The organism is Prochlorococcus marinus str. MIT 9312 (genome assembly GCF_000012645.1).
GTDB classification, from domain to species: domain Bacteria; phylum Cyanobacteriota; class Cyanobacteriia; order PCC-6307; family Cyanobiaceae; genus Prochlorococcus_A; species Prochlorococcus_A marinus_L.
Window position 1 is genome coordinate 979,762 of record NC_007577.1, and the last position, 19,138, is coordinate 998,899.

Consider the following 19,138-nt stretch of genomic DNA (forward strand, 5'->3'; position numbering starts at 1 on the left):
GCTATTTATAGATGCTTAGTTAAAGTGCTCGAAAGAGTTGCTTTTGGTACGGCTCCAACCACAGTATCAACTTTCTGACCTCCTTTAAAGATCATTAATGTTGGAATACTTCTAATTCCATATTGACTCGCAACATTTGGGTTTTCATCTGTATTTAATTTAAAAACTTTAATTTTCCCTTCAAAGTCTTTCGAGATTTCTTCTACAACTGGTGCTACCATCCTACATGGACCGCACCATGGCGCCCAAAAATCAACCAATACTGGTAGATCACTTTGCAGTACATCCTTGTCAAATGAAGAATCAGTTACGGCTGGAGCTGATGACATAATTTAAGTATTCCTTTTAGAAAATTTAGCAAGCTATTCTTTTAAGTGATGATTTCATTACAGATAAAATAATATAAGTAACAAAATATCTAAAAAAAGCCCGAATAATCGGGCGATTTAGTGTGTGAGGAGTATGGGGTTTCCCCCATTTTTTAATAATAACTCCTAAAGAGAAAATTGTTCAATTTAAATATTATATATACTTATTTTTATAATTTTGCTCTAAATAAACTATTTACCCATCCCAAGCTGCTGAGCTTTTTGATAAACCTTACCCTCCGTAAGAAGAGATGGTGCAATAACTATTTCAACCTCCTGCATTTCTTTAATATTTTTAGCCCCAAGAGTACTCATTGATGTTCTAATAGCTCCTAATAAATTATGTGTACCATCATCAAGCAAAGCAGGGCCTTTAATTATCCTTTCTAAGGAACCTGTCGAACCAACTTCAATTCTTGTCCCTCTTGGCAATATTGGACTTGGAGTAGCCATACCCCAGTGAAATCCTTTACCTGGAGCATTTGAGGATTTAGCTATTGGTGAGCCAATCATTACAGCATCTGCACCACAAGCTAAACATTTACAAATATCTCCGCCTGTTACAATTCCTCCATCTCCGATAATAGGAATATAATGACCACTTTCTTTAAAATAATCATCTCTTGCCGAACTACAATCAGCAATTGCAGTTGCTTGTGGGATTCCAATTCCTAGTACCCCTCTTGAAGTACATGCCGCTCCAGGGCCTATACCAACCATTAATCCTGCAACTCCAGCCTGCATAAGAAGTTTAGCAACTTCGTAAGTAACACAATTACCAGCTATAACAGGGACATTCATAGATTGACAGAGGTTTTTAATATTTAAGGTTTCCTTACCTTCCATGCCAAGATGCTCAGTTGAGACGACTGTTCCTTGAAGAAAAAATAAATCTATTTTGGAATTATTAAGTGTTTCCTTAAATTTTATGGCAGCTTGAGGAGTTCCACTAAACGCAGCTATACCTCCTCTTTCTTTAACCTCATTTATTCTCTGTAAAATTAATTTCTCCTTAACAGGTTCACTGTATATCTTCTGCATTAATGGGACAAAATCATTTTTCCCTACTGATGCTATTTGATTTAATGTTTCATCAGGATTATCATAACGTGTTTGAATGCCTTCCATATTAATAACCCCTAGGGCACCTAATTTGGTAAGTTCTACAGCCGTATTAACATCCACTACGCTGTCCATAGCGCTAGCTACAATTGGAACTTCTCTCTTTAAATCCCCTATTAACCAGGAAGGATCAGTTAAATCGTAATCTAGTGTTCTTTTGCCAGGGACTAAAGCTATTTCATCAATACCATAAGCCCTTCTGACATTTTTGTTCAAACCAAGTTCAATATTCACGGATTTTTTAATTTATTCTGATTAAATTAACAACTAAAGGGGTAATAAGCCAAGGTTTATTCAAAAACAACAGGTTTTTTTTAAATTTGTGTGTAAATGTGAGTATTTGGGAATTAAATATATCCTTTTTTTTATTCATTATGACAATCAGCGATTATTATTAAATAAAGGTTTTTTGTATGTCTGATATTATAGATTCCGGAAATTCTGGATTAAGCGAAGATAACGATCGAATTATTCAGACAGACTTAAGAAATGAGATGTCTCGCTCTTATCTCGAGTATGCAATGAGCGTCATAGTAGGTCGTGCCCTTCCTGACGCGAGAGATGGATTAAAGCCTGTTCATAGAAGAATTCTTTATGCAATGTATGAACTTGGTTTAACAAGCGGTAGACCTTACAGAAAATGTGCAAGGGTCGTTGGGGAGGTACTTGGTAAATATCACCCCCATGGTGACACTGCTGTCTATGATGCCTTGGTGAGGATGGCTCAAGATTTTTCTATGAGAATGCCACTTATAGATGGTCATGGGAACTTTGGTTCTGTCGATAACGACCCTCCCGCAGCAATGAGATATACAGAATCTCGGCTACAGTCTCTTACAGATGAAAGTTTACTAGAGGATATTGAATCTGAAACTGTAGATTTCTCTGATAATTTTGACGGATCACAACAAGAGCCAACAGTCTTACCTGCAAGAATTCCTCAACTACTTTTAAATGGATCATCTGGAATAGCAGTAGGTATGGCAACTAATATTCCACCCCATAATTTAGGAGAATTAATCAATGGTCTCAAATCAATAATCAACAATCCTTCAATTGAAGATAGAGAACTTTTTGAACTAATTAAGGGTCCTGATTTTCCTACTGGTGGTCAAATATTAGGAAGAGATGGTATTAGAGAAACCTTCAAAACAGGAAGAGGTTCAATAACCATGAGAGGGGTAGCAAATATTGAGCAAATTAAATCAGCTGGTAGGGCTGAAAAAGATGCCGTAATAATTACAGAACTCCCTTTTCAAACTAATAAAGCTGGATTGATAGAGAGAATTGCAGACTTGGTTAATGAGAGAAAATTAGAAGGTATTTCTGATATTAGAGATGAAAGTGATCGAGATGGGATGAGAATTGTTATCGAGCTAAAAAGAGACGCATACCCACAAGTAGTTTTAAATAACTTATTTAAGTTAACACCTTTACAAAATAACTTTAGTGCCAATATTTTAGCTTTAGTTAAAGGAGAACCCACAACTCTCTCACTTCGGAGAATGTTAGATGTATTTCTAGATTTTAGGGTAGAGACCATAAGACGTAGAACAGGATTTCTATTAAGAAAGGCAGAAGAAAGAGATCACATCGTTAAAGGGCTTTTATTGGCTTTAGATGCTATGGATGAAATTATCAATCTAATAAGATCTGCAAAAGATACAATTTCAGCTCGAGAAAAATTACAAACTGATCATGAATTATCTTCTACACAAGCAGAAGCTATTTTACAAATGCAGTTAAGAAGATTAACCGCCTTAGAGGCAGATAAAATCAAAGCGGAACATGACGAATTAACTAAAAAAATCAACCAATATCAACAAATCTTAAATAGTAAAGAAAGAATTTTTGAAATTATTCTCGAAGAACTTAATAAAATCGATGAAAGATTTTCTTCTCCAAGAAAAACAGAAATTTTAGATCTAGGAGGTGGTCTTGATGATATTGATCTTATAGCTAATGATCGATCAGTAGTTTTATTAACTGAAGCAGGTTATTTAAAAAGGATGCCTGTTAATGAATTTGAATCTACCAGTCGTGGGTCAAGGGGTAAAGCTGGCACAAAGACTCAAGGAGATGATGAGGTGAAATTATTTATAAGCTGCAACGATCATGATACTCTTTTGCTTTTCAGTGATAGAGGGGTAGCTTATGCTCTCCCAGCATATAGAGTTCCTATGAGTAGCAGAACGGCAAAAGGTACTCCATCAGTTCAACTTCTCCCAATACCAAGAGAAGAAAAAATAACTTCACTTGTTGCAGTTGATTCTTTTGATAACGATTGTTATTTATTAATGTTAACCAAGTCTGGATTTATAAAAAGGACTTCACTTTCTGCCTTCTCAAAAATTCGCTCAAATGGTCTAATAGCAATTAATCTTGAGGATGGAGACGCCCTAACATGGGTCAGACTATCCAAAGAAGGCGATAGTGTTTTAATTGGATCAAGAACAGGAATTGCGATTCATTTCAGATTAGATATAAACGAATTAAGACCCCTTGGCAGGACAGCAAGGGGGGTTAAATCAATGAACTTGAAAAAAGGGGATAATCTTGTATCCATGGATGTTTTAACATCTGATTTGGTTGATAAATTAGCTAAAATTGATGATCTTAATAAAGAAATTGAAGAAAATATTGAAGTTAACTCTTCGGATGGGCCCTGGGTATTAATAGCCAGTGCATTTGGTCTAGGAAAGAGAGTGCCAGTAACTCAGTTTAGATTACAAAAAAGAGCAGGGATGGGTTTAAGAGCGATAAAATTCAGAATTCAAGATGATGTTCTTGTTTGTTTAAAGGTCCTAGGAGAAGGAGAAGAATTACTTTTTGTGACCGAAAAAGGTGTAATAGTTAGAACAAATGCAGATAAAATTTCTCAGCAATCCAGAGCAGCTACTGGAGTAAAATTACAACGACTGGACGAGGGCGATCATTTATCAGAAGTGGTATTAGTTCCTCGTGAACAAATAGAGGAAATAGACCAAACAAGTCCAGAGGAATAAAATTAAAAACGAATGGTTAATTAGACAATATGGAAATACTTGATATTTTAATTTTAGGATCTGGTCCAGCAGCATTATGTTTAGCTTCTGAATTAGCAAAGCAGGATCTAAATATAAAGGGAATATCAACTAAATCTCCAAGTGAAAAATGGGAGAATACATATGGAATTTGGGCATCTGAATTAGAAGAATTAGGGTTAGAGTCTTTGTTATCTCACCGATGGTGTAAAACAGTTAGTTTTTTTGGAAATGGGGAAAATAAACAGGGGAATTTTCCAACAAAACATAACTACGATTATGGTTTAATAAATCAAGAAGCCTTTCAAAATGAACTATTAAAAAAATGCAAAGGGATTGAATGGTTGAACGAAACAGCAAAAGATATTACAGAGAAAAACAAACTATCTGAAGTAATTTGTTTTTCAGGTCTAAAAATAAAAGCAAGGTTAGTTATTGATGCAAGTGGGCATAAAAGTAATTTTGTAAAAAGACCAGTTAAGAATGAAATCGCTCAACAAGCTGCGTATGGAATAGTTGGCAAATTCTCATCCCCACCTGTTAACAAGGAACAGTTTGTTTTAATGGATTTTCGTCCAAATCATTTAAGCAAGGATGAAAAATTATTATCTCCTTCCTTTCTTTATGCAATGGACCTGGGAAATGAAACTTACTTTGTAGAAGAAACATCATTAGCTAGTTTTCCAGCATTATCGCAAGAAAGTCTTAAAAAAAGACTTTTTAAAAGACTTAATAGTAAGGGTATTAAAGTAAGTGAAATTTTTCATGAAGAGAATTGTCTTTTCCCAATGAATTTACCCCTCCCATTTAAAAAACAATTTGTACTTGGTTTTGGTGGAGCTGCAAGTATGGTGCACCCTGCATCAGGATATATGATCGGATCTTTATTAAGAAGGGCCCCACTCCTTGCAGAAAAATTAGCAATCTTTTTAAAAGAACCTCATCTAAGTTCTTTAGATCTAGCAACAAAAGGTTGGGATATCCTATGGCCATACGAGTTAACACAAAGGCATAAACTTTACCAATATGGTCTAAGAAGATTAATGAGTTTTGACGAAAGTAAATTAAGAAGTTTTTTCTCAAATTTCTTTAGATTATCGACCAAAGAATGGGTAGGTTTTCTTACTAATACTCTTCCACTTCCAAAACTAATTTACGTCATGAGTAAGATGTTTATAAATTCACCTCTAAAAGTAAAACTAGGAATGCTTAAGTTAAATTAATATTTTATTTTCGCCAATCATTAATGTTAATATCTGGGAAAACTTTATCTTCTTCCTCAATATCTTCAAGAAATTTTAAATTAATGTTGGAATGATTTTTAATCATTTCAACTAATTTCCAGAACCTAAACAAGTGTCTTTCTATCCTCTCTTTTGCAAGCTTAGTTGTAGTTCCAGCTCTTAGGATAAAACTCCAATCAGATGACTCAGAGAGAAGCAATTCTCTTGCTGCTTGTTTGAAAAGTCTTAAAGATAATTCATTATTAAAATTTTTCGAGCATAAATCAACAAAAGTTGAACCTGCTTTTGTGATTTCTGGAACGATCCATGCATTTGCATCATTAATCCAGTAATTATGGTAACCACCTTGTCCCCAGCTTGATGACGATGGATCACAAATCTGAAGATTTGGCTTTTGAAGTAAGAATTCTTTTAAATTTGTAAGCTTAATTGAATATTTACTCGAGTTCTTTAAAATATTTTCAATAAAAAAAGGTCCCTCATACCACCAATGACCAAATAACTCTGCATCAAATGGAGCCACTAATAAGGGCTTAAAGGAAGACGATAAAGTTAATTTTTCTAATTGTTTGGATCTCTCTAGAAGATAAGCATCAGCATGTTCTGAAGCCTTCTTTTTGGCTTCATTTTCTAAGTAAAACTCCTTTTCCCCTAATGGGACGTTTTCATCTGTAATCTTATGAAATTTTAAACCCAAGGGTCTTTTAGTTGAAATTCCTTTCTTTTGAAGCTTAAAGATAGGTAATTCCCAACCTAAATCTTTATGAAATTCCCTATAAACTTTGTCTCCCGGGAATCCATCCTTAGCAGACCAAACGGGCAGGGTTGACTCACTATCTCTTCCGAAAAATGCAACTCCTTTTTTCGAGCAGATTGGAGCGTATACTCCATACCTAGGCCTTGGTGTGGAATTAAGAATCCCATGACCGTCTAAGATTGCATATCTAATTCCAGAATTAAATAGAATTTCATCTAAATTTTCGTAATATGCGCATTCAGGTAGCCAAATACCGAGAGGCTTAATTCCAAAAATATTTTCATGGCTCCTAATGGCTGTATTAATTTGTCCTTTAACAGTTTCAGGATTCTCTCTTAGGATTGGCAAATATCCGTGTGTAGCAGCACAAGTGAGAATATCCAAATTTCCAGAGATACTTAAAACTCTAAACTTCTCAATTAAATTTCCTGAACATTTTTGCCAGTATAAGTATTTGTCATTAAGATTTTTTATCAAAAATGCAGAAGCATTTTTTTCTTTTTGAGGCAGTTCGTTTAAGAAATCATTCCTTGTTTCAATCCAGCTTGGGAAAGTTTCTTGAATTTGTTTATTATCTAGAAGTGATAATAATGTTGGAGACAAACTAATAGTAAGTTTTGTATTTAAAGGATTTTCATTTTTGGAAGATTCTATTGATTGAAGTAGTGGTATATAACATTCCAATATCGCCTGAAATAACCAGTCCTCTTCTAACGAATTTCTTTCATTTTTTCTTACATAAGGAAGATGGGCATGTAAAACTATCGCTAACTGACCTAAAACATTTTTTTTTGGGTATTGCCCATTCATACTTTTTATAAGTTATGCCTGTAATTCTATAAAAAATCAAAATTAACCTTTTATAAAAAGGAAGCTTTAATCTTAAAACAATACTTTAATAATTAAAGTATTTTATTTTTTTCTTCAGAATTTTAACCAATATTGTTAAGTAATAAGCCCGCAGCAAATTTTTATTGAACTAGATCTAGTCAATTTTTTTTAATTAGCTTAATATAAGTTTAAGTGATTCGCGCGAATGTCCAAAGATCCTGGAAGAATTTTGATCTTTGATACAACTCTTCGAGATGGAGAGCAATCTCCTGGTGCCAGTTTAAATCTTGAAGAAAAGCTTGCTATTGCACATCAATTAGCAAGATTAGGAGTAGATGTTATTGAGGCTGGATTCCCTTTCGCAAGTCCCGGAGATTTTAAAGCTGTTAATAAAATTTCCAATGATGTAGGGAAAGAAAACGGTCCTATAATATGCGGTTTAGCTAGAGCGTCCAAAGGAGATATAAAAGCATGTTATGAAGCAGTAAGTCCAGCCCCAAAGAAAAGAATACATACTTTTATTGCCACAAGCGATATTCACCTTAAACATAAACTTAAAAAGTCCAGAAAAGATGTCCTTCAAATAGTTCCAGAAATGGTTAATTATGCAAAAACATTGGTAGAAGATATTGAGTTTTCTTGTGAAGATGCTTCAAGGAGTGATCCAGATTTTTTATACGAAGTGATTCAATTAGCAATTTCTGCAGGTGCGACAACTATAAATATCCCTGATACTGTTGGATTTACAACTCCTAGTGAATTTGGCAAATTAATTTCTGATATAAATAAAAATGTTCCAAATATTGATGAAGCAGTAATATCTGTTCATGGTCATAATGATTTAGGTCTAGCAGTTGCCAATTTTCTAGAGGCAGTAAAAAATGGAGCGAGACAACTAGAATGTACGATTAATGGAATTGGTGAAAGAGCAGGAAATGCCTCTCTCGAAGAATTAGTAATGGCGCTGCATGTAAGGAAAAGTTTTTTTAATAGTTTTTTTAAAAGAAATCCAGATTCGCCAACTCCTCTTACTGCCATAAGAACAGAAGAGATAACAAAAACTTCTAGGCTCGTTTCCAACCTAACTGGAATGACTGTTCAACCCAATAAAGCAATTGTGGGAGCTAATGCTTTTGCCCATGAATCAGGCATTCATCAGGATGGAGTCTTAAAAAATAGACTAACTTACGAAATTATCGATGCAAAAACTGTTGGTTTGAGTGATAACAAAATATCTTTGGGAAAACTTAGTGGAAGAAGTGCAGTAAGAGCTAGATTAGAGGAGATGGGATATGACTTGAGCAGGGAAGACTTAAATGATGCTTTTGCTCGTTTTAAGGATTTAGCTGATAGGAAAAGAGAAATTACAGATAGAGACTTAGAAGCAATTGTTAGTGAACAAGTACAGCTTCCGGAAGCTAAATTTCAGTTATGTCTTGTACAAGTAAGTTGCGGTAACGCATCTAAACCTACCGCCACTATTACGCTTCTAAACACGGCAGATAATACTGAGGATACAGCTGTATCAGTAGGGACTGGACCTGTTGATGCTGTGTGCGAGGCTTTAAATAAATTAGCTAAAGTTCCTAATGAATTAATTGAATTTTCTGTAAAGTCGGTAACAGAAGGTATTGATGCATTGGGAGAAGTAACAATAAGAATCAGAAGGGATAATAAGATATATTCTGGTCATTCTGCTGACACGGATGTGGTAGTTGCTGCGGCGAATGCTTACGTTAATGCTTTAAATAGGCTTGTATTTTCTGAGAAAAAAAATTCAATTCACCCACAATTTGATAATTTAGAAAATTCTAATAAAACATTTCTATCTAATCCTGCAAATTAAATTATTTCTTAGGATTATTAAGTAGTATAAAAAATAGTCTCTTAATACTGTAGATTTATTTAATAGTTTAAGCTGTAAATAATGAGAGAAAGGTTACTAGGATATTGGGCACTTTCGTGGGTTGGGTTAATCAGCAATATAATTGCACTTCCAATTATCGCATTAATAATAAGTTATGGGCCTCCACTAAAAGTTGCGAATATAACTCTAGCCATAAGTCTTGGCTGGCCTGCTGCTATCGTTGGAATAGTTTCTTCAGCAGCTCTATTAGCAGAGAGAAAATGGGGAGTAACTTTAACTTTGGTATCTCTATCAATGGTAATTTCTGGTATGGGTCCTTATTCAGTGGTAAGGATCATAACTCTAAAAGACATTTTTGGAATTGGTGGGTTTGCTCTTTTAACAACATTATTAAGTACGTTAGCTCTTCTATATTGGTGTAATCCAAAACATCGAAGAAGTATTAGGCTATAAATTGAAAATCAAGAAAAGGTATTATTCTTACTTGTTGGATACTGAATTCTTCTATGTCTAATTCTTTTCCATACATTTAAGAATGCCCTTTTTATTAAAAAAATTTCTCCCTTCGATAAATTACTATCATCTATTTGGCCATCTTTTTGACGTGAGTAGATAATTTTAGATATTGTTTCCAAAGCCTCTTTATCAGATGCATTAATATTCATAGCTCTTAGAGCTGCTTCACATCCATCAGCAAGCATTAAGATAGCTGTTTCTTTTGACTGAGGAATAGGGCCTTTATATCTAAAATCATTTTCATTAATCTTGAGATTTTTTTCTTTAGCTTTGTGAAAGAAATATCCCATTTTTAGAGTACCTTGATGCTCTGGGATAAAATTGGCTATTGATTTAGGTAGTCTGTTTTTCCTTGCATACTTTAATCCTTCATCAACATGTGCTTGTAAAACCTCTGCACTTCTAAAAGGATCATCTATTTCGTCATGAGGATTCCTTGAACCATCCTGATTTTCAATAAACCAATTAGGGGCGTGTAATTTACCAACATCATGATATAACGCTCCAGTTTTAATTAGATCAATATCACCCCCAATCATTCTTGTTGCTTCCTCTGCTAAACCACATATAAGTAGGGTATGTTCAAAAGTACCGGGAGCTTCAAGAGACAATCTTCTAATGAGAGGTTTCTCTTTATCTGCCAATTCGAGTAATCTTGCCTTAGTTAATAGTCCAAATATCGATTCAAATATAGGTATAAATAAAATAGTAAAAAGCATTACTATTGCCAATAACAAGGAATCTGAAAATATTTTGCCGTTAGCAAAAACAAATTCTTGCTTATCAATAATAGATATTTTGTCCTTACCTATCAAAATCCATTGACTTAAAAATGCTCCAATGGGAACAAAAATTGATAGTTGGAGTAACTGAGCTCTACTTCTTATTCTTCCTCCAAGGAGAGATACTATTGAAGCGCAAACTAATGAAATGAAAAATAAATTGTTATTAATTTCAATTACTGAGCCAGGCAAACTAAGGCTTGCTATTGATACCCAAGCCAAAGCCGTTATGCTTCCCATTCCTTGGGATATAATTAACGCCGGTGGGATAAGCATTGATAACGGACTTATCGTTGAAGCTAAGGCTATTTTCAAGAACTGTACTGCTAAAAGAAGAGAAATTATCAAGATAATCTGTCTTGAAGTAATTGTAGGATTCTCTTTTTTAGAAACTAATATCAAAATCCAAGAACTAATAAGTGCTTCAGTAAAGGTCAAAAGCCAAGAAAAAATATCTAAGATATTTAAAGGCGAAATAAGAAGTAATTTATAAGAAGAAATTATTGAGATTAAAATGCATATTAAAAATATTATGAGATTATCAATTTTTGAAATTCTAGTTGGTTGTTTTATTGGAACTTGACTCCTCCTCCACAGGTAAAGAAATTTTTTTAGAATAGTTGTAATGTTTTGCACAGAATATAATTAAATCTATTTGAATAATTTAAAATTATAGGCATGCTAGGTGTAAAAAGGAGATCTTTTTCGAAATGTCATTAAAATTAGACGGTAAAAAATTATCTCTTGAAATTGAAGAAAGATTAAATGACTATATTTTTATTAATAAAAAAATCGCAAAAAGGGCTCCTGGTCTAGCCGTAATAAGAATAGGTGAAGACCCAGCGAGTGGTGTTTACGTTAATAACAAGGAAAAAGCATGTTCAAGGGTTGGGATAAAGAGCTTTATCTTTCATCTAAAAGATAATGTAGAGCAAAAAGAAGTTGAACAATTAATAAACAAACTAAACTTTGATAAGAATATTGATGGAATGTTGCTACAACTCCCCATTCCAAAGAAGTTTGATGAGCAACGACTGATAAGTTATATCAATCCAAGCAAAGATGTAGATGGATTAAATGAGATAAACATCGGCAAATTAGTGAAAAATGAGCCTGCGATGAGATCATGTACACCAGCAGGAATTATTAATTTATTAAGGTCCCAAAATATTACAATTGAAGGAAAGAAAATTGTTGTTATCGGAAGAAGTTTACTAGTTGGAAAACCTTTATCGCTTATGTTGTTAAACCTTAATGGGACGGTAACAATGACTCATTCAAAAACATTAGATTTAAACAAAGTCTGTAAGGAAGCTGACATTCTAATTGCTGCTGCAGGGAAACCAAATCTTATAGATTCTAGTTTTGTAAAAGAAGGTGCAGTGATTATTGATGTTGGAATACATAGGTTAAAAAGTTCTGATAAAAATAAAACCAGATTATGTGGCGATGTATTATTAGAAGATGTCATTCCTAAAGTATTGGCTTACACGCCTGTTCCCGGAGGTGTTGGACCAATGACCGTAACAATGTTACTGGTAAATACTATTTTTAGCTGGCAAAAACAATTTGGCTTATCGTCAACCCTAAATGACCTTTTGCCATAAATCCTAAGATGAAAAAAATTATTTTAAAAGGTATAAAATGACTGAAGCTATAAGCAACATTTCAGATTTCGAAGAATATCTTAAAAACGCAAAAAAAGTTGTAGAAGAAGCGCTTGATTTCTCCCTAGGCCCTGAAAATCCTGAAATACTTAGAGAGTCAATGAGATATTCTCTTTTAGCTGGAGGGAAAAGAATACGTCCAATTTTATGTTTAGCCTCTTGTTCGCTGGCAGGAGGAGAACCTTCTTTAGCTGTTCCTACGGCTGTAGCTATAGAAATGATTCATACAATGTCTTTAATTCATGATGATTTGCCCGCTATGGACAATGATGACTTAAGAAGAGGTAGGCCAACAAACCATAAAGTATATGGAGATGCAATAGCTATTCTCGCAGGCGATGCTTTATTAACTAGAGCCTTTGAAATGGTCTCTTTAAGAAGTCCAGGAGTTGATCCAACCAGATTATTAAATGTAATTGGTGAACTTTCCTTAGTAGCAGGTGCACCGGGTTTAGTTGGAGGACAAGTTGTTGATTTAGAATGTGAAGGGAAAGAAGTTGACCTTGAAACCTTAGAGTATATTCATCTTCACAAGACTGGGGCTTTATTGAAAGCTTGCGTAAGAACAGGCGCGATGATCGCAGGAGCTAACGAAGAAACATTACAAGCTCTGACAACATATGCAGAGGGAATTGGATTAGCCTTCCAAATAATAGATGATATTCTTGATTTAACTTCAAGCAGTGAAAAGCTTGGCAAAACTGCCGGCAAAGATCTTTTAGCTGACAAAACTACTTACCCTAAATTACTTGGAATGGAGGAGTCAAAGAAAAGAGCATTTGATTTAGTAGAAAACGCAAAAAAAGCAATTAAACCTTGGGGGGCAGATGCAAAGTATTTAATATCATTAGCCGACTTTATTACAAATAGAGACAGGTAAATAGTTTTAATTTATGTCTGAGTTTTTTGCCTTTTTTAATAATTCAGTTCTTTTCTGGAGTTTATTATCCTGTTTACTAGCTCAATTTTTTAAAATTGTATTCAATTTCTTTTCAACTGGAGAGATAAGATTTGGAATTGTATTCGAGACAGGTGGTATGCCTTCAAGTCATTCCGCATTAATAACTGGTGCTACATCCGGTATAGGTTATGAATTAGGATTTGATAGCTCGATATTCGCATTAGCTGTTGCTGTAGCACTTATAATTATGTATGACGCTAGTGGTGTTAGAAAATCAGCTGGAATTCAAGCTGCAGAAATAAATAAACTATCAAAGAAACTAGACCCTCAATCTGAATTACTTTTAAAAGAAACCCTAGGCCATACAAAAATTGAAGTTATGGTGGGTAGTTTTTTAGGACCATTAATTACTTTGCCTGGAATATTTTTTTTAGGTTCCCCTCTCAAGATATTTGATTTGATAATAAATTAAGAATCCTTTGAATAAGCAATTTGGGTAGCATCTATAAAGTTTTTTGCAACTTCTGGAGAACTTGGAAAATGTAAGTGAATCCAACTTGCATGTAATTTGTTATCAAAAAAGCCTTCATTTTTATATTTAGTTTCCCAAGATTTAATTTTCCATGGAGGAGAGAGTTTTTTCTGAGGCTCATCTTTTTTTAAATCAAATTCAAATAAATTATTTTCAATTTCCCAATAATGAAATTCATGTCCTCTAATTAATTGATTTTGTTTAATGATCGGAGTATCTTTTAAACCCTTAATGTATCTATACCCTACTGAAAGCTTACGTTTTTTCGATCTAAAAGGTAGGATTCCACTCATTTTATGATAATTACCATTTTCATCTTTTATGAAGTCTCCTAATATCATCATCCCTCCGCACTCTGCATATATAAATCCATTTTTGCGGAATTTCCTTAACGAATTTAAACTTTTCCTAGAATTACTTATATGATCAGCATATTTTTCAGGAAATCCCCCCGGAATAATTAAAGAAGAAGCTTCATTAGGTATTTCTTGATCTTCATAAATACTCCATGAAATCAAAGGTATTCCTATTTCACTCAAAAACTCCTTAGTTTCAGGGTATTGAAAGTGAAAGATTTTATCTTCTGCAATTGCGATAGGTTTAGTTTTATCAATTTTAAAATCTTTAAAACTAACAGAATTAAATATTTTCTTTTGAGGAGATTTCAAGAATTTAATAAGAGAAAATACATCAAGATTTCTTTCGGCGAAATTTGCAAAATATTCAACATCAATTTCTTTACCATTATCCAATGGAGATATCAAACCTAAATTAGCTTTGTTTAAAGTTATGTTTGAATCAGAAGGTAAAAAACCAAGAATTTCGATATCTTCATTTTTGAAAACCTCTTCTATTAATTTTTTATGTCTATCTGAATTAACGTTGTTAAATATAATTCCTACTATTGACAACTCACTATCGAAATCTCTAAAACCTCGAATAGTCGCCAAAAGAGAAGCTACTTGACCTCTAGCATTAACAATAAAAATTACTGGAGCATTGAGAAGTTTAGAGATATTTGCTGTACTTGAATAGGTTGTTGAACCTAATCCATCAAATAAGCCCATTGCCCCTTCAATTAATGAGAATTCATATTTCAAAGAATGTTTAAAAAAACTTTCTTGAACCCATGCCTCACCACTTAAAAAAATATCTAAATTCCTACAAATAGGTTGACCAATTGAACTAAGTTGTTGTTGATCAAGATAATCTGGGCCAACCTTGAAAGTTTGTATCTTAATACCTTTTGAAAACGCCCAACAAGATATCAAAAGCGATAATGTAGTTTTCCCACTATCAGTTGAAGGAGAAGATATTACACAAGGCATTTATTAGTTATTAAAACCATTAAATATTTGAAGAGCTATTTTAATAGAATTTTCAAAAAGAGGACTTGTATTACCTCTACTACTTCCCAATAATTTACTAACATCATACTCTGATGAAGAAAAAGAATTTGGAACAACTTGTTCTATTAATTCCATATTAGCCATTCCCCCTGCTTCAAGTCTCATACATTCCACTGATTCACATCCAAGTATTACACAAGTGTTGTTTTTTTGAACATCACTAATTCTTGAAATCAACCTCAATCCAATAACTTGTCCTAAATGAATACTTGGATTTCCCAAAGATAAAGGATTAATTGATGCAGAAATTTTTTCACCATTAATTCTTTCAAATTCTATTTTTGTTGATTCTGTATCCCTTTCAACTCTTAGAAAAGACCAACCAAGTTTATCACTAATCCATGAGATCAAAAACAAAGCTTGAATCATATGATCTCCTGCGATATCAATATCAATATCAGAAATATGATCTAAAATTGGTCTCCTCGATGGGGGATCAAAAATCATTGCCAATGATTCCCTCCAATTTTTCAACCTAACCCAATTTAGATCATTAATAGCTTTATTTGATTTCTTTAGTTGATCTAAAACTTTTAAACATCTGTTAGGCGATCCAAGCGCAGTATCAATTATTAACCTTAAACCATAATTAATAAAATATTCGAAAATTTCAGGCGATTCATCCAAGCTCCCATTCCACCACAACCAAGAAGGTAATTGATCAATAGATAATTGATCAATTATTTTTAATCCTTTATGGGTTATTGAGGCAGAGTCTCCCCTAATAACAACTAAATCTCCACATATAGGTTGCATAGCTGGAGTATCACTTAATGGACAGTAAGCGGACACAAAAGTTTTGATATCTGAATTTTTATTTAACGTTGGCGCTAGAGTTATTAATCTTCTTGGATTTAATGTACTTATTGATGATTCAAAAAATTGTCCTCTAAAGTCTTCAAAGTCTTTATTAGATAAATCTTCTTTCAACAAATTCAATAATTCTTCACTATTAAGGGAAGTAGTGATAGGAAGTCCTTGATCTAATATAAATTTTTTAGCTACTTCAATTATCTCTGGACTTAAGTTTCCAGTAATTGGTCCATTTACTAATCCTTTTTGTACCAAACATTGTTCTAGCCAAGCAGGCTGCCAGACCATTAACGTAAAAGTATTAGCTCCTGTATTATCTTTATCTTCCGAAATCCATAACTTATTAAGGTAATTAGAAACCTCCTGATAAGGAAGCTCTAATGGGGTTTGGAGTGTTAGTTGAGGTTTCATTTTTAAGGTCTGCGCCAGAAAATATTATCTTTTGAAAGTAATTGATCAGACTCAGGAGGTCCCCACGTCATAGATTCATAATTATAAATAGGTAACTTCCAAGGAGAATTATCCATCAATTCTATTAATGGCGTATAAAGTTTCCAAGCTGCCTCTACTTCATCACTTCGTGTAAATAAGGTTGGATCAGAAAGCATTGCATCAGCTAGTAATCTTACATAGCCTTCATCTGAGGGTTCTCCAAATGATTCATCATAAGAAAATTCCATCTCAACAGGTCTGGATTTCATCCCAGAACCAGGGGATTTTACCTCAAAGTTAAAAGTAGCACCTTCATTTGGCTGAATTCTTAGGATAAGTTGATTTGGAGCAGGATTTATTATTGTTGATTCAAATAAATGAACAGGAACGTCTTTAAAAGTCAAGACTATTTCTCCAAGTCTTTTAGGTAGTCTTTTCCCAGTTCTTAAATAAAAAGGTACCCCTTGCCAACGCCAGTTATCAACGAAAACTTTTGTCGCAATATAAGTTTCTGTTGTGCTATTACAATTAACACCATCTTCCTGCCTATATCCTTTGAGAAGATTTGAGATATTTCCTCCCTCCCCATATTGACCTCTTATACAACAATTCCACGGTTCATTTTCGTCAGCAAGTTTTGAAGCTTGAAGAACCTTAGCTTTTTCATTTCTTATAGCTTCTGGTTCAAATTTCCCAGGAGGTTCCATAGCAGTAACAGCGAGCATTTGAGTCATATGATTTTGAAGCATATCTCTTAAAGCACCAGAGCTTTCGTAATAACCTGCTCTATCTTCAACACCTACTGTTTCAGATGAAGTAATTTGAACACTTGATATATAATTTCTGTTCCAGATTGGTTCAAAAATAGTATTAGCAAACCTCATAACAAGAATGTTTTGAACTGTCTCTTTACCTAAATAATGATCAATCCTATAAATCTGACTTTCTTCAGCACAACTTTGAACGATCTTGTTCAATTTTTTTGCACTTGAATAATCTCTTCCAAAAGGTTTTTCAATCACTAAACGACTTTTCTTAGGGTCATCTAAAAGGCCAGCTATTTTAAGAGCTTTACATCCACTTGCATAGAAATTTGGAGATACTGATAAATAAAATGTTCTATTTCCATGAGTAGCTTGTCTTTTATCAATTTTATTTAATCTTTTAGAAAGCCTTACGACATGATCGCTTTGTTGTAAGTCAACTGGTTCATAAAAAAGATAATTGGAAAATTGTTCCCACTCCTTTTCCTTACCAGAAATTTGAGTGGATAGCTTTACTTTCATCTTTTCTCTAAATTCATTATCAGTCCAAGGTCTTCTCGCACAACCAACTATTCCAAATTCACTAGGAATTCTTCTTTGCAAATAGAGTTCAAATAAGGCTGGTATTAATTTTCTATGAGTAAGGTCTCCACTAGCACCAAATATTACTAAGCATTGTGGAGATATAACTCTTTCCTGCCGTAAACCTAATCTTAGAGGATTACTTAAAGTTGAAGGCATATTTTTAATATTCTTTTTTTAAAATCCTCTTTTTTTCTAAGATTAGCTACATATTGTGTCTAAACCAAAAAGTATTTAGTAGGAGAAACTTATATCTAAATCTTATGATTTAGTAGGTTTCTACGTGCCATCTTCCTGCTTTTTTTAGTTGAGGTCTTAATTCTGACCAGTTCAATCCTTTTTCTTCAGCCGCCTTTGTCATAGCTTCATCTATTCCAGGCTCCATACCCTTTAATCCGCAAAGATATATATGAGTCTTCTCATCTTCAATCATATTGAAAAGCTCGTTAGCTGATTCTAAAACTCTGTCTTGAATATACATTCTTCCACCTTTTGTATTTTGCTGTTCACGGCTAATAGCTTTTGTATATGTGAAATTATCTGGATAATCAGTTAGATATCTCTGAAGATCTTCCTCGTATAACAAATTAGCTGATTTAGGAGCACCCATAAATAACCAAGCTTTACCTTTGAAATTCCATTTATTTTTTTCTTTTTCAGTTGCTTCAAACATTCTTCTTAAATAAGCTCTCATGGGGGCTATTCCAGTTCCAGTAGCTAACATAACTATGTTTGCATCCTCTTCATCTGGAAGAAGCATCTCCTTACCTACAGGGCCTGTTATTTTAACTTTATCTCCAGGCTTAATATCGCATAAGTAAGTGGAACAAACTCCATTGATCGTTTCACCATCTTTTTCGTACTGAAGCTGTCTAACACAAAGAGAAACAGTATTTCCTTTATAATCATCTCCATGTCTGGTGCTAGCTATTGAGTAAAGTCTTAATTTATGAGGCTTTCCATTAGCATCCTCTCCAGCAGGCATGATACCAATGCTTTGGCCTTCAACATAATTTAAGAATGGATCACTATCTTTGAGGTCGAAAGTTATATGATTTACTCTACCAATAGCTCCTTCTTTAAGAAGACTGTAGTTTTCTATTACTGTGCCTTCATAAGGTGTCTTTGGTCTATAGATATTTACTGGTACATCAGCATGCTTCTTCTTCTTAACAACATTATTCGTTACTCCCTTTGCAACAGGTGCAGGCTTAGGAACTGATTTTTGTTCAACAGATTTTACCTGAGATTTTTTTGGCTCTGTATCTTGAGGGAAGTTTGAGGCCCTTTTACTAAAAGTTTTTAGAATAAAATAAAAAACTCCTATTACTACTGGTATATGAGCTAAGCCGCCTGCGATAACTGTTGATTGTGAATACATTTTTTAGTTTTCTTTATATAAAAGATTATCAATTTGTAGTTTAATTTGTAGTGATTTTATAAAAATGGTTACGTTTTGAGATCGGAATAATTTAATCAAATTATTTTTATTTTTCAATATTTGTTGTTTTTATCTGTATAGTTACAC

At 33.6% G+C, this 19,138-nt stretch carries 15 protein-coding genes; 7 read left to right on the forward strand and 8 right to left on the reverse strand.

Annotated elements, in window-relative coordinates:
* Positions 1–5 precede the first annotated feature (5 nt).
* Both trxA and PMT9312_RS05525 read right to left on the reverse strand, forming a co-directional pair.
* The gene (trxA, locus tag PMT9312_RS05520) at positions 6–329 is read right to left on the reverse strand and encodes a thioredoxin (protein WP_011376622.1); all 324 of its coding nucleotides are present in this window, start codon (positions 327–329) and stop codon (positions 6–8) included.
* A 231-nt stretch (positions 330–560) separates the two neighbouring features.
* On the reverse strand, positions 561–1,724 hold the full coding sequence (locus PMT9312_RS05525) for a GuaB3 family IMP dehydrogenase-related protein (protein ID WP_011376623.1): 1,164 nt from the start codon (positions 1,722–1,724) through the stop codon (positions 561–563).
* 179 nt (positions 1,725–1,903) lie between these two features.
* On the opposite strand from PMT9312_RS05525, the gene gyrA reads away from it, so the two are divergent.
* Together gyrA and crtL are read left to right on the forward strand one after the other, a co-directional pair.
* Positions 1,904–4,495 (forward strand): DNA gyrase subunit A, encoded by a 2,592-nt coding sequence (gene gyrA / locus PMT9312_RS05530; RefSeq protein ID WP_011376624.1) that lies wholly within the window; start codon positions 1,904–1,906, stop codon positions 4,493–4,495.
* A 29-nt stretch (positions 4,496–4,524) separates the two neighbouring features.
* A complete protein-coding gene (gene crtL / locus PMT9312_RS05535; RefSeq protein ID WP_011376625.1) occupies positions 4,525–5,736 on the forward strand; it encodes a lycopene beta cyclase in 1,212 nt (403 codons plus the stop codon).
* Positions 5,737–5,740: 4 nt separating this feature from the next.
* Here the strand turns inward: crtL and PMT9312_RS05540 are convergent, their stop codons facing one another.
* On the reverse strand, positions 5,741–7,324 hold the full coding sequence (locus PMT9312_RS05540; RefSeq protein WP_011376626.1) for a glycoside hydrolase family 57 protein: 1,584 nt from the start codon (positions 7,322–7,324) through the stop codon (positions 5,741–5,743).
* Between the two features lie 226 nt (positions 7,325–7,550).
* Here PMT9312_RS05540 and PMT9312_RS05545 point away from each other — a divergent pair, with 226 nt between their 5' ends.
* Both PMT9312_RS05545 and PMT9312_RS05550 read left to right on the forward strand, forming a co-directional pair.
* Positions 7,551–9,191 (forward strand): 2-isopropylmalate synthase, encoded by a 1,641-nt coding sequence (locus PMT9312_RS05545; protein WP_011376627.1) that lies wholly within the window; start codon positions 7,551–7,553, stop codon positions 9,189–9,191.
* An 81-nt stretch (positions 9,192–9,272) separates the two neighbouring features.
* On the forward strand, positions 9,273–9,665 hold the full coding sequence (locus PMT9312_RS05550) for a hypothetical protein (protein WP_011376628.1): 393 nt from the start codon (positions 9,273–9,275) through the stop codon (positions 9,663–9,665).
* Positions 9,666–9,673: 8 nt separating this feature from the next.
* Here PMT9312_RS05550 and PMT9312_RS05555 read toward each other — a convergent pair whose 3' ends face one another.
* Positions 9,674–11,146 (reverse strand): HDIG domain-containing metalloprotein, encoded by a 1,473-nt coding sequence (locus PMT9312_RS05555; protein WP_011376629.1) that lies wholly within the window; start codon positions 11,144–11,146, stop codon positions 9,674–9,676.
* A 74-nt stretch (positions 11,147–11,220) separates the two neighbouring features.
* On the opposite strand from PMT9312_RS05555, the gene folD reads away from it, so the two are divergent.
* From folD to PMT9312_RS05570, 3 genes are read left to right on the forward strand one after another with little or no spacing between them, the layout of a single operon-like run.
* Positions 11,221–12,117: a bifunctional methylenetetrahydrofolate dehydrogenase/methenyltetrahydrofolate cyclohydrolase FolD gene (gene folD, locus PMT9312_RS05560; RefSeq protein WP_011376630.1), complete on the forward strand. Its 897-nt coding sequence runs from the start codon at positions 11,221–11,223 to the stop codon at positions 12,115–12,117.
* Positions 12,118–12,154: 37 nt separating this feature from the next.
* Positions 12,155–13,057 carry a geranylgeranyl diphosphate synthase CrtE gene (crtE, locus tag PMT9312_RS05565; RefSeq protein ID WP_011376631.1) on the forward strand — a complete coding sequence of 301 codons (903 nt, stop codon included), beginning with the start codon at positions 12,155–12,157 and terminating at the stop codon, positions 13,055–13,057.
* Between the two features lie 13 nt (positions 13,058–13,070).
* Positions 13,071–13,550, forward strand: a complete 480-nt coding sequence (locus PMT9312_RS05570) for a divergent PAP2 family protein (RefSeq protein WP_011376632.1) — start codon at positions 13,071–13,073, stop codon at positions 13,548–13,550.
* On the opposite strand, the gene PMT9312_RS05575 is transcribed toward PMT9312_RS05570, so the two are convergent.
* The 4 genes from PMT9312_RS05575 to PMT9312_RS05590 form a co-directional block, all read right to left on the reverse strand.
* The gene (locus PMT9312_RS05575; protein WP_011376633.1) at positions 13,547–14,938 is read right to left on the reverse strand and encodes a cobyrinate a,c-diamide synthase; all 1,392 of its coding nucleotides are present in this window, start codon (positions 14,936–14,938) and stop codon (positions 13,547–13,549) included. The genes PMT9312_RS05570 and PMT9312_RS05575 overlap by 4 nt on opposite strands.
* A 3-nt stretch (positions 14,939–14,941) precedes the next feature.
* Positions 14,942–16,243, reverse strand: coding sequence for a glucose-6-phosphate dehydrogenase assembly protein OpcA (locus tag PMT9312_RS05580; protein ID WP_011376634.1), 1,302 nt, complete (start codon positions 16,241–16,243; stop codon positions 14,942–14,944).
* Between the two features lie 2 nt (positions 16,244–16,245).
* Positions 16,246–17,769, reverse strand: a complete 1,524-nt coding sequence (gene zwf / locus PMT9312_RS05585) for a glucose-6-phosphate dehydrogenase (RefSeq protein ID WP_011376635.1) — start codon at positions 17,767–17,769, stop codon at positions 16,246–16,248.
* 109 nt (positions 17,770–17,878) lie between these two features.
* On the reverse strand, positions 17,879–18,991 hold the full coding sequence (locus tag PMT9312_RS05590; protein ID WP_011376636.1) for an FAD-binding oxidoreductase: 1,113 nt from the start codon (positions 18,989–18,991) through the stop codon (positions 17,879–17,881).
* Positions 18,992–19,138: the final 147 nt, after the last annotated feature.